Annotated in this window: 10 protein-coding genes and 1 tRNA gene; 2 read left to right on the forward strand and 9 right to left on the reverse strand. The window is 65.1% G+C overall.

Going from position 1 to position 12,151, the window contains the following annotated elements; genetic code table 11:
- Positions 1–58: 58 nt before the first annotated feature.
- The 4 genes from ettA to BH95_RS03085 all read right to left on the reverse strand — a co-directional run bounded on the left by ettA (position 59) and on the right by BH95_RS03085 (position 5,038).
- Positions 59–1,738: an energy-dependent translational throttle protein EttA gene (gene ettA, locus BH95_RS03070; protein ID WP_019664769.1), complete on the reverse strand. Its 1,680-nt coding sequence runs from the start codon at positions 1,736–1,738 to the stop codon at positions 59–61.
- Positions 1,739–1,890: 152 nt separating this feature from the next.
- Positions 1,891–2,427: a single-stranded DNA-binding protein gene (gene ssb, locus BH95_RS03075; RefSeq protein ID WP_019664771.1), complete on the reverse strand. Its 537-nt coding sequence runs from the start codon at positions 2,425–2,427 to the stop codon at positions 1,891–1,893.
- 171 nt (positions 2,428–2,598) lie between these two features.
- Positions 2,599–3,222: an IMPACT family protein gene (locus BH95_RS03080; RefSeq protein ID WP_037158226.1), complete on the reverse strand. Its 624-nt coding sequence runs from the start codon at positions 3,220–3,222 to the stop codon at positions 2,599–2,601.
- Between the two features lie 52 nt (positions 3,223–3,274).
- A complete protein-coding gene (locus tag BH95_RS03085; protein ID WP_037180929.1) occupies positions 3,275–5,038 on the reverse strand; it encodes an ABC transporter ATP-binding protein in 1,764 nt (587 codons plus the stop codon).
- Between the two features lie 117 nt (positions 5,039–5,155).
- Here BH95_RS03085 and BH95_RS03090 point away from each other — a divergent pair, with 117 nt between their 5' ends.
- Complete coding sequence (locus BH95_RS03090; protein WP_020111695.1) at positions 5,156–5,584, forward strand: MarR family winged helix-turn-helix transcriptional regulator; 429 nt, start codon at positions 5,156–5,158, stop codon at positions 5,582–5,584.
- A gap of 18 nt (positions 5,585–5,602) precedes the next feature.
- Here BH95_RS03090 and BH95_RS03095 read toward each other — a convergent pair whose 3' ends face one another.
- From BH95_RS03095 to BH95_RS03105, 3 genes are all read right to left on the reverse strand, one after another.
- On the reverse strand, positions 5,603–7,636 hold the full coding sequence (locus tag BH95_RS03095) for a cytochrome c oxidase assembly protein (RefSeq protein ID WP_037180931.1): 2,034 nt from the start codon (positions 7,634–7,636) through the stop codon (positions 5,603–5,605).
- 92 nt (positions 7,637–7,728) lie between these two features.
- Positions 7,729–8,880 (reverse strand): XdhC family protein, encoded by a 1,152-nt coding sequence (locus tag BH95_RS03100; protein WP_037142065.1) that lies wholly within the window; start codon positions 8,878–8,880, stop codon positions 7,729–7,731.
- Between the two features lie 121 nt (positions 8,881–9,001).
- Positions 9,002–9,074: transfer RNA gene (locus BH95_RS03105), tRNA-Arg, on the reverse strand.
- A 220-nt stretch (positions 9,075–9,294) separates the two neighbouring features.
- Between BH95_RS03105 and BH95_RS03110 the strand changes: the two genes are divergently transcribed.
- Positions 9,295–10,413, forward strand: a complete 1,119-nt coding sequence (locus BH95_RS03110; RefSeq protein WP_051127759.1) for a N(5)-(carboxyethyl)ornithine synthase — start codon at positions 9,295–9,297, stop codon at positions 10,411–10,413.
- A 90-nt stretch (positions 10,414–10,503) separates the two neighbouring features.
- Here the strand turns inward: BH95_RS03110 and BH95_RS03115 are convergent, their stop codons facing one another.
- Together BH95_RS03115 and BH95_RS03120 are read right to left on the reverse strand one after the other, a co-directional pair.
- Positions 10,504–11,682 carry a PucR family transcriptional regulator gene (locus BH95_RS03115; protein WP_020111699.1) on the reverse strand — a complete coding sequence of 393 codons (1,179 nt, stop codon included), beginning with the start codon at positions 11,680–11,682 and terminating at the stop codon, positions 10,504–10,506.
- A 216-nt stretch (positions 11,683–11,898) separates the two neighbouring features.
- Positions 11,899–12,126, reverse strand: a complete 228-nt coding sequence (locus BH95_RS03120; protein WP_033190614.1) for a hypothetical protein — start codon at positions 12,124–12,126, stop codon at positions 11,899–11,901.
- Positions 12,127–12,151: the final 25 nt, after the last annotated feature.

Consider the following 12,151-nt stretch of genomic DNA (forward strand, 5'->3'; position numbering starts at 1 on the left):
GTGGTCCGGCCTGTTTCGCGTACTCGTCGGTAGGCGAAACAGGCCGGACAGCTCGCGGCTAGTCGCGGGTCAGCTTGCGGTGCGTCACCCGGTGCGGGCGAGCGGCATCGGGTCCGAGGCGCTCGACCTTGTTGGCCTCGTATCCCTCGAAGTTACCCTCGTACCAGTACCACGCGGCTTCGTTGTCACCGAACCCGCCTTCCCACGCGAGGATGTGGGTACACGTCCGGTCGAGGAACCACCGGTCGTGCGAGATGACCACCGCGCAGCCCGGGAACTCTTCGAGCGCGTTCTCGAGCGAACCGAGAGTCTCGACGTCCAGGTCGTTGGTCGGCTCGTCGAGCAGAATCAGGTTTCCGCCCTGCTTGAGCGTCATCGCCAAGTTGAGACGGTTGCGCTCACCACCGGACAGCACGCCCGACGGCTTCTGCTGATCGTGGCCCTTGAACCCGAACGAGCTGATGTAGGCGCGCGACGGAAACTCGGAGTTGCCGACGGTGATGAAGTCGAGGCCGTCGGAGACCGTCTCCCAGACCGTCTTCTTGGGGTCGATACCGGATCGGTTCTGGTCGACGTAGCTGAGCTTGACCGTCTGCCCGATCTTGACCTCGCCGCCGTCCGGCTCCTCGAGTCCGACGATCGTCTTGAACAGCGTCGTCTTACCGACACCGTTGGGGCCGATGACGCCGACGATGCCGTTACGCGGGAGCGTGAAGGACAGGTCCTTGATCAGCACGCGACCGTCGAAGCCCTTGTCGAGATTCTTGACCTCGACGACGACGTCGCCCAGACGCGGCGGGTTGGGGATCTGAATTTCGTCGAAGTCGAGCTTGCGAGTCTTCTCGGCCTCCGCGACCATCTCGTCGTAGCGCGCGAGACGGGACTTGCTCTTGGCCTGACGCGCCTTGGCGCCGGAGCGCACCCAGGCGAGCTCGTCCTTGAGTCGCTTCTGGAGCTTCTGGTCCTTCTTGCCCGCGACTTCGAGGCGCTCTGCCTTCTTCTCCAGGTACGTCGAGTAGTTGCCCTCGTACGGGTAGAGGTGGCCGCGGTCGACCTCGGCGATCCACTGGGCGACGTGGTCGAGGAAGTACCGGTCGTGAGTGACGGCGAGGATGGCGCCGGCGTAGGCAGCGAGATGCTGCTCGAGCCACAGCACCGATTCTGCGTCGAGGTGGTTGGTCGGCTCGTCGAGCAGCAGCAGGTCCGGCTTGCTCAGGAGCAGACGGCACAGCGCGACACGACGCTTCTCACCTCCGGAGAGGTTGGTGACGGGCGATTCCGGCGGCGGGCAACGCAGTGCGTCCATCGCCTGCTCGAGCTGCGAGTCGATCTCCCATGCGTCCGCGTGGTCGAGCTTCTCCTGGAGCTCACCCATCTCCTCCATGAGCTCGTCGGAGTAGTCGGTTGCCATGAGCTCGGCGATCTCGTTGTACCGCTTGAGCTGGACCATCACGTCGCCGAGTCCGTCTTCGACGTTCTCTCGAACGGTCTTGGCGTCGTCGAGCTCCGGCTCCTGCATGAGGATGCCGACCGACGCGCCTGGCGCGAGGAATGCCTCACCGTTTCCTGGCTGGTCGATCCCGGCCATGATCTTCAGGATGCTGGACTTGCCGGCGCCGTTGGGGCCGACGACGCCGATCTTCGCTCCCGGATAGAAGCTCATCGTGACGTCATCGAGGATGACCTTGTCGCCGTGCGCCTTGCGCACCTTCTTCATGGTGTAGATGAATTCCGCCATGTGGGCCAGCTTATCGGTCCGAGGGCTCACCGACACCATCGCCGTCGCGGACCGACTCGCGCGACCGACGACGGCCGTATCCAGCCGCGATGCAGGTCCGGACCCGATCGACCCTCGAATCGAGTCCGGACACGCGCATCGCAGGAAGGCCCCTACGAGACAGCGGCGGCGGTCCGCTCGCCTCCGGATGCGTCCGACGAGTCGAAGTCGGGCTCGTCGTCCATCTCACGTCCGTCCGCTTCCTCGGTGTCGCTGCTGTCTCGGAGGTCGCCGGGATCTCCGGATTCCGTGGCCCCGCTCTGTTCGTCCGACTCGCCACCGATCACGGTCCTGGCTCGTTCGACCTTGACGATGCACCGGGCGAGGTCGGGTCCGATTGCGCTCGCCGTCATTTCGACCGCGGACCGTTCGATTCCTTCCCTCGTCGTGTATTCGTTCGTTCTGAGTTGGCCGTACGCGATGACCGGATCGCCCTTCATGAGCGATCCTCCGACGCCTTTGACCAGCCTGCGCCAGCAGGTCACCGTCAGGAACAGCGTCCCGCCGTCGGTCCATTCGCCCGTCGCGCGATCCTGACGGCGCGCGTTGCTCGCCATCCGGAAGCTCAGTACTTCGTCGCCGGATGCGGTCGATCGTTTGACCGGGTTGGTGATCACGGTCCCCACCACCGCACATTGTGCCTCGTACATGTTCGTCCCCCTTGCTTCGGTGTTCGGCCGAGCACCACTCGACCCACGTCGAACTGTGCCGCGAAAATCGACCCTGCGGTGCCCCGAAACGAAATCTGTGGATGGGGCCTGTACCTGTGGACAACCGACTCTCGAACGCCGGTTCACGGTGAGGGGTGTCGGGGTGCCGTGTTATACGGCTGCGTCGACGTAGTCGGTGCCCAGTCGTACCGGTTCGGCACTGCCCGCGGTGGAACCCGCGAGGGCACTTTCGATCATGGCGTACTCCGCTGCCGCGAGCGTCAACACCGCCGTGGAGAGATAGTCGACGGACACGATGTCGATCCCTCGCGCACGCAGGTCGGCTTCGATCCTGCCGACGTCGGCGTGATCGAGTTCCACTCTCACACGGCGTCTTTGGACCCTGCGACGCACCGTGGCCGTCGCCAGAGCTTCGACGACCGCCCCGGCGTACGCGCGCGCCAGCCCTCCAGTGCCGAGTTTCGTTCCGCCGTAGATTCTGCTGACGACGGCGACCACGTTGGTGAGTTCGCGTCCGGTCAACACCTCGAGGATCGGTGTTCCGGCGGTACCACTGGGCTCACCGTCGTCGCTGGCCCGCGTGATTCGGCTACCGGGGAGGTCGCCGACGACGAATGCCGAACAGTGATGCCTCGCAGCGCTGTTCGATTGTCGAGCGGCCGCGATCACGGCTCGTGCGCGGTCCTCCGTGTCCGCCCGCGCCACGACTGCGAGAAATCGCGACTTCTTCACCTCGATCTCGGCGGTAGTTCGATCGACGACGGTCAAGAACATCGTCGGTCTCCTCTCACCGGTGTCGCGAGGGTAGCTCCTCGGCACGAGAAGTTCACGCCGCGACCGATTCCGAGACGTCGTTGTGCGCGGAGTCGCCGGATGCGTGTACCAGGTCGGCGTATCGACCACCCTTGTCGACGAGCTCGGTGTGGTTACCGATCTCGACGACGCGTCCGCCGTCGAGGACGGCGATGCGGTCGGCGGCCCGGACCGTCGAGAGCCGGTGGGCGACGATGATGGTCGTGCGCCCCACCATCAGCTCGTCGAGGGCGGTTTGCACGGCGCGTTCGGTCGAGTTGTCCAGCGCACTGGTCGCCTCGTCGAGTATCAGGATCGGCGGGTTCCGCAGTACCGTGCGCGCGATCGCGAGACGCTGCTTCTCGCCGCCTGAGAATCGGTAGCCGCGTTCCCCGACTACGGTGTCGTATCCGTCGTCGAGGCCCACGACGAAATCGTGAATCTGCGCGATCCGTGCGGCGCGCTCGATCTCGGCGTCCGTTGCGTCGGGTTTCGCGAACCGCAGGTTGTCTCGAATGCTGGCGTGGAACAGGTACGTCTCCTGCGACACGACGCCGACCAGGTCTGCGACGACAGCTGTCGGCAGGTCTCGGATGTCGATGCCGTCGATGGTGATTCGGCCGTGGGTGGGGTCGTGCAGCCGCGCGGCGAGATATCCGAGCGTGGTCTTGCCGGACCCCGTCGATCCGACGAGCGCCAGGGTGCTGCCCGCGGGGACGTCGATGTCGATGTCGGACAACGCGGGCCGCGAGGCGTCGGCGTAGGAGAACTCGACGTGTTCGAACCGTACGTGCCCCGACACGTCCTCTCGGGCGAGCAGGGTCGGAGCGATCGGTTCGTCTATGTCGACCGGCAGGTCCAGGTACTCGAAGACGCGCCCGAACAGTGCCAGGGAACTCTGTACTTCCACGCCGGTGCTCAGCAGCTGCATCGTCGGCCTGAACAGCTGAGTTTGCAGGGTCGTGAAGGCGACGAGTGTGCCGACGGTGAGCGCACTGCCGTTCCCGATGGTGATTCCAGCGAACCAGTAGACGAGCGCGGGCATGATGGCGAAGCTGATCTGCATGCTTGCCATGCGCCACTTACCGGCCATCATGGCTTTGAGTTCGACGTCGGCGACTTCGTCGGAGCGCGCTGCGAATTGCTGCGTGAGAACGCCCGACGACCCCGTCGTCTTGCCGAGCAGGATGCCGCTGACGGACAGCGATTCCTCGATCTGAACCGACAGCTCGCTCAGCAGCTTCTGCCGAGTCGTCGAGATCTTTCGTCTCTCGTTGCCGATCTTTCGAGCGATGCGGACGAACACCGGCAGGATGATCAGCGAGAACAGCGCCAGCCGCCAGTCGAGCAGGAACAGCGCCACGACGGTCGCTGCAACCGTCGTGGCGTTCTGGGCGATCGACGTGGCGGTATTGGTGACCACGGATTGCATTCCGCCGATGTCGTTGGCGATTCTGGACTGCACCTCGCCGGTGCGGGTGCGCGCGAAGAAGCCGAGAGATTGACGTTGCAGGTGACCGTAGACGGCGACACGAAGGTCGTGCATCAGCGTCTGACCGACGCTGTTGGACATCCAGGTCTGGAGTACGCCGAGGGTGTTGGTGACGACGGCGACTGCGATCATGCCCAGCGCGATCAGCGTGACGAGCGTGACGTCGCGATCAGGGATGGCGTGGTCGAGCAGTTCACGAAGGAGCAGTGGTGAAGCGAGCGCGACGACGGCACTGACGACGATGATCGAGGTGACGAGTGCGATGCGTGCGCGGTAGGGACGGAACAGCGCCAGAACCCTACCCACAGGGGCCGGGTCGGCGACTTTCGATTGATTGCGTACCAAGAAGACCTCCTGGGTCGACGAACATAAACGAGAGGTTACCTCACTATGAGGTTGCGATCAAGCGGCTATGCTGTCGACATGCACACGGGAGACACCCCGAACCTGGCCGATTCCTTCATGGCCGTCGCGCGGCGGATCCGCCATACCCACATGAGCGCGCTCGAACCGTTCGGACTCAATCCGTCACAGAGCCGTGCGCTGCACGTGCTGGCTCGAGAAGGGCGCCCGATGCGACTGCGCGCCTTGGCGGATCACCTGCGCATCGTGGCCCGGTCGGCCACCGACATCGTCGACTCACTCGAAACCGCCGAGCTGGTGGCGAGGGAGAACGACCCGGCCGACCGACGGGCTGTCCTCGTCTCGCTCACCGACACCGGCCGGGTCCGACTACGTGACATCGACGCGGCCCGCGCGAAGGTGGCCGTCGAGTTGTTCGACACCCTCGACCCGTCGGAGCGCCACGATCTTCAGCGCATTCTCGCCAAGATCACGGCCGATCCGCTCTGACCTGTCGGAGAAATGCAGTTACCGCCCGTTGTCCCGATCGCGTCGTGCCAGCTCGGCGAACATTGCGTTGTGTGCAGCCAGGTCTGCGTCGTGGTCGCGGTCCGCGGCGCGGTCCGAGCGCTTGGCGTTGCGATCGTCACTGCGCGACCACTGAATGAGCAGGGCCAACATCACCAGGACGAGTGGAATCTCGCCCGTGGCCCAGGCGATACCACCGCCCAACTTCTGGTCGCCCATGAGATCGCCGTTCCAGTCCAAGCCGAGCGTGCGGTAGTACCAGCCACCCATGACGGTGTTCATGCTCATCAACGCGACGCCGAAGAAGGCGTGGAAGGGAAGCGACCCGAAGACCATGGCCAGTTTGGTGATGGGTTCGATGTGCCGCGGCGACGGGTCGACACCGATCACGACCCAGTAGAAGAGGTAACCGCTGAGAATGAAGTGCGCGTTCATCAGCAGGTGCGCCGAATGGTTGTCCAGCACAGCACCGAAGATGCCACCGAGATACAGCACGTAGAAGCCGCCGACGAACAGGACCGCCGCGACGACGGGGTGCGTCAGGAATCGCGAGACCGGGCTGTGCAGCGCCTGCAGAAGCCACTCACGCGGACCGGGAATACCGTCCTTGCCCGCTACCGGCAATGCACGCAGGGTGAGCGTGAGGGCGCCGCCGAGTGCGAGCAGAACGGGCACCAGCATCGACAACGCCATGTGTGCGCCCATGTGCACGCTGAAGGTCGCCGGCGAGTACTTGCCGACACCGGAGGACGTGGCCACGAGCATCGTCGCGCACCCGAGGAGGAACGCGATCGTCCGCCCGACAGGCCATGCGTCGCCTCGTCGACGGAGACGCCGAACACCGAGCAGGTACACGACGGCCAGCACGATCGAGGCCGTTCCGAAGATGAGGTCGAACCGCCAATCGAACATCAGCCGGGCGAAGGTGGGCGGATCCGGGAGGTCGTACCCGAGGGCTGCTTCGGACAGCGAGAGATCGGGGTCGACGTCCGACGGCGGCGGAGTCCGACCCAGACCGACCGCGAGGCCGATCGTGGCCGCGAGAACGAGAACTTCTCCCCCGGCGAACCTGATCAGCGCACTTCGGGACGACGGGTCGGATGCGAGAGCAGGTAGTGACCTGCGCCGCTGGATCCACCCGAAGAATCCCAGCGCGACCAGGGCGAGAACCTTGGCCAGAATCAACCGACCGTAGAGCGTCGTGAACAGGTCCCCGACGGACACACGAACCAGAGCGTTGATCACACCGGAGGCTGCCATCACGACGAAGCAGACGGTTGCCACGGCCGAGAATCGCCTGGCCGCGACGTCGGTGTGTGCGCCCCGGCGTCGGGCGTGAGCAAGAACGGCGAAGAGGCCGCCGGCCCACAGCGTCGCACCGACGAGATGCAGGATCAGACTGTTGGTGGCGACGTCGTGCGAACCTCCCGACGAGGAGTGTCCGGTCAGCGCGATGGGCATCAACGTACCGAGCGCGAAGAGCAGAAGCAGCGGCGTCCACGACCACCGCAGTACCGCCCGCGAGACGATCGCGAGCACCACGGCCAGAATCGCCGTCCAACGCCAGGCTCCGGCGATTTCCACCTGATCGAGGGCAACCCACAGGTTGCTGGGTTGGATTGCGACGGTGAACGGCTGACCCGACGTGTCCGACAAGGTCAGCGGGACGAGTACCAGTGCGCACGCAGCCCACACGATCGCCGCAGCCGATCCGGTGCGCACGGCGCGGTATCCGCCGACATCGAGCACTCCGGACTTCTGCGGAGGCACCAGGAATGCTGCGAGCAGGAAGGAACCGATGGCGATGGACGCCGCTATCTCGCCGATGGCACGGATGGCGGGAAGCCCGTACGTGGTGGCCGGACCGGGGTCGGGAATACCGAGGAGAACGAGCGCGTCCGACGCGGACAGACTGATGACGAGCGCTGCAACGACAGCACCGATCAATCCCGCCGTCACGAACACGGAGGTCGATGCGGTCCCCGGAGACTCGGCCGGTGGTGTCTCGACGGTCTCGACGTCTGGTGCTGCCATGACAACCAGAGTAAGAGGTGTCGAGTGCTCCCGTAGCCGGCGCCCTGCCGGATTCGAGCCTGGTGAAGGCGCGAGCGCCGGAAAGTCCTACGCTACGTCGTAGATCGTGTGACCTCGCCCACCGGAAGATCGTGATGAATCCGTCCGCTTCCACCGGCGAGAGGGGCGCCACTGCCGCCCCACCGCTTGGCAACGATTTCGGCCGCGATGGAGACCGCCGTCTCCTGGGGAGTACGCGCCCCCAGGTCGAGCCCGATCGGACTGGACAACCGGGCCAGTTCGGCCTCGGTCAGCCCCGCGTCACGCAACCTGGCGACGCGATCGTCGTGGGTACGACGGGACCCCATCGCTCCGACGAACGCGAACTGTGGCCGACGTAACGCGACCTCGAGCAACGGCACGTCGAATTTGGCATCGTGGGTCAACACACACACGATGGTGCGTTCGTCGACTCTTCCAGCGGCAATCTGGTCGGCGAGATACCGATGCGGCCACTCGACGACGACCTCAGCCGCCGCCGGAAATCGCTGCGCCGTGGCGAACCGTGCCCGTGCGTCGCACACCGTCACTCGATATCCCAGAAACGCGCCCTGCTGGGCGACGGCAGCCGCGAAGTCGATGGCACCGAACACGAGCATTCTCGGCCGCGGGGCGTAGCTCGACACGAAGACCTCCATGCCGACGCCGAGACGTTCCCCCTCCGGTCCGTACGTCAGCGTCTCCGTGCGCCCGGACGCCAGAAGTCCACGCACGTCGTCGATCACGGCTGCATCGAGTCGGTCGGTTCCGAACGTGCCCGACGATGCGTTCTCCTCGATCACCAGGTGCCGTCCGAGGCGAGCCGGATCCGGATGACCGACAATGGTTGCGACTGCGATCGGCCGCTCGGCAGCGATCGCGTCGGCGACGGCTCCCAGTTCGGGGAACGTCGTCCGCGATATGGGCTCGATGAACACATCCAGGGTGCCGCCACAGGTCAACCCCACCGCGAACGCGTCGTCGTCGCTGACACCGTATCGCTCGAGGACCGGTGCGTCCGATGCGATCACAGCCGTCGCGGCCTCGTACACCGCGCCTTCGACGCATCCACCCGACACCGAGCCGCTGACTGTTCCGTCCGGTCCGACGACCATCGACGCCCCCGCTGGTCGCGGAGCGGAATCGAACGTGCGAACCACGGTCCCGACGCCTGCGGTGACCCCGGCACGCCAGAGCGCGATCACCTCGTCGAGGACATCTCTCATCGACAGAATCCTCTCGTCCGAGCACGGACCCGGGCGCTCGCGATGTAGAAGCGCCACGGTGTTCGTGTTCCACCGACTATGCCCGTTGCAGCGGGCGACGAATCGTCGATCGTGTTCTCGGTGCCCCCGGCAGGATTCGAACCTGCGACCAAGGGATTAGAAGGCCCTTGCTCTATCCCCTGAGCTACGGAGGCGTGGCCCGGACGGGTCCGAGCACGGTGAATCAGTCTACCTGCTCGGTCGGCGGGTCGACGAAGGGCAACGGGTACGACCGGAAATCCGGTCCGAAATCCGGTGCGAGCCCGGTCGATCCTGCGCCTACGGGCAGCATCACGTGCGAATGCGCACTGCCGAACGTGTGGTTGACTGAGCACAACCGAAGGGGCCACCGTGCACCAGCTCACCCTCGGCGTCATGTCTCGGTCGTCGAAGCCGAACGAACGTCGCCTCCCGATTCATCCGCATCATCTCGAACGCATTCCCGACGAGCTACGACGCCGCATGTTCTTCGAGGCGGGGTACGGACTTCCGTTCGGGATCTCCGACGACCACATCGCCGCGTCGACCGGAGGCATCCGTTCGCGCACGGAGCTGATCGCCGAGTGCGATGTCGTTCTGTTGCCGAAACCGCAAGCGTCGGACCTGGAGTCGCTTCGCCCAGGTCAGATCCTGTGGGGTTGGCCGCATTGCGTCCAGGATGTCGAGCTCACTCAGGTGGCCATCGACCGCAAGCTGACGCTCGTGGCCTTCGAAGCGATGAATCATTGGTCCGCGGAGGGCTCGTTCAATCTCCACGTGTTCCACAAGAACAACGAGTTGGCCGGTTACTGTTCGGTGCTGCACGCGTTGCAGTTGATCGGGTCGACCGGAGACTACGGGCGCCGGTTACGCGCGGCGGTGATCGGCTTCGGTGCGACGGCGCGGGGTGCGGTGACGGCTCTGAACGCCCATGGCGTGCACGAGGTCGACGTACTCACTCAGCGCGGTGTCACTGCTGTCGGTTCGCCCATTCACTCGGCACGCATCGTCAATTTCGATCTCGACGGCGAACACCCACGGCGCAGCCGTGCATTGACCGACGAAGGCCGAATTCCGTTGTCGCAGTTCCTCGGCGACCACGACATCATCGTCAACTGCGTACTGCAGAACACGAATGCCCCGCTGACGTTCCTGCGCACGGAGGATCTCGACTCGATCGATCCGGGCACGTTGATAGTCGATGTCTCGTGCGACCAAGGAATGGGGTTCGAGTGGGCCCGCCCCACGTCCTTCGACGCTCCCATGTTCACTGTCGGCGACAACGTTCGGTACTACGCGGTCGACCACAGCCCGTCTTACCTGTGGGACTCGGCGACCTGGGAGATCAGTGAGTCGCTGCTGCCGTACATCGGCACCGTCCTGGGCGGACCGACCAGCTGGGACGCCGACGCGACCATTCGTCGATCCATCGAGATCCGCGACGGCGCGCTGGTCAACCCGGACATTCTCGCCTTCCAACACCGAAGCGCCGAGTACCCCTACCTGGTGGCCTGAGCCAGGCGCACGTTGGCGGTGCCGGACCGAGAAATCGGCACCGCCCTGGCGATCGACCCCGCGCACGACGCTCGTCGGTGCGGGTGCGGATCAGGATGCCTCGGCAACCATGTCCGACATGGCCCCGCCCGGTTCGTTTGCCCGCGACAGACAATCGACGACGAGTGCAGCATGCAACGACATGAGGCCCGCGGAACTGAGCGGGTCCACGCCGGTCAGCTGCTCGATCCGCTTGAGGCGGTAGTCGACCGTATTGGGGTGTACGTACAGCAGTTTCGCACTTGCGCGCCTGTTGGCCTCGCTGCCGACGAAGGTCTTCAGGGTATGCATCAACTCCGGAAAGCCGTCGAGAGGCGCGATCACCGAACGCAACCGCGAACGGCCGGGGCCCGGCCGCGAGAGCTGGTACTCCAGAGCAAGATCGCTCGTCCGGTACAGACGGGGTTCCATGCGCAGCGACCTGGCCAGATCCACCAACTCGCGGCAATGTCCGAGTACGCCGTTCAACGAACCGAGAGTGCCCCGTGCCGTGGCCGCGACGGTATCGACGTGCAGAGTCGCGGCGAGCCTGGTCAGGCAATCCTCGACGACGCTTGCGGGCGACGACGGAACGAGGACGACTCCCCCGCCCGTGGTCAGCGACAGCAGTGGTCCGCGAACGCCCGAGGCCGCAGCCATCGTGCTTTCCGCCGCCGCCAAGGCCGCGTTGTCGACGGAGCGTACGTCGGTCCTGGCGGCGCCCGGCCTATCGGCGTCCGACGCCGCGGTGACGAACCGTACGAATATCACGTCGTATTCCGTGGCCACCTCGATTCCGTTACGTTCCGCAATCCCACGGGCTTCGGGGTCGTCCGCGACGAGCAGGTCGACCAATTGGGCAACGCGCTCGCCGTTGGACCCTGGGTCCTGACGGCAGAACTCCATGTACGCGGCCGAGACTGCGTTGCCGAGAGATTCGAGGACTCGCATCATGAACACTGCGTTGTCGACCACGCCGGATCGATCGACCTCGGCGACACTGCCTTTGAGTCCAGCGGTGGCCGCGGCGTGGACGAATCGCTGCGCGTCCCGTAGCGGCACCCCCTCGCGCGCAAGGTCTTCCGCGGCGCGACGGACAGGTTCGAGCTCGGCAGGGGCCGGGAGCCGGCCGGCGCGAAGGCAACGGTCGACGACAGCACCGCTGCGCCCTTCCAACGCGGATGACCGTCCGCGAGGGACCTCGGTGACAACAGTGCCGGGGGAATGCGTGAACGAAGTGTCCAACCGCATGTCGAGCCGCCTTTCCTACCGCTTGTGTGGTTCGTGAAGTAACGGTAACTCATCGAGCGGTCCGAAGGTATGAAAATGGAGGTGCAAACATTCTTGAAGTTTGTTTTTTCCGGAACGTTCTACCCGAGACAGCGAACAGCCGGGCCGCTCGCCCCGGTGAAGGGCGAACGACCCGGCGTCCGAGACTCGGTCGATTGTGCCGCCGCGGCCGAGTTGCTACCTGTTCTCGAACTCGCCGTTGATGACCTTGCCTGCAGGAGTGTCCTCGCGGGCCTTCTTCGCAGCCTCCCGCATCTCGATGCCGTCCGAGATGAGATCCCCGATCTCCCGGGTCACGTCCCGCACCGCCCCGGCGATGATGACGGCGATCCGGCCGACGTGCGTAGCCGCGGACTCCGTCAGTTCCTGCACGGTGTCCTTGTTGCGTTCGAACTTGCCGACCACGACGTTCACCCCTGATTCGGTATTC

Origin of the sequence: Rhodococcoides fascians A44A (genome assembly GCF_000760735.1) — a bacterium.
In the GTDB taxonomy this organism is placed as follows: Bacteria; Actinomycetota; Actinomycetes; order Mycobacteriales; family Mycobacteriaceae; genus Rhodococcoides; species Rhodococcoides fascians_E.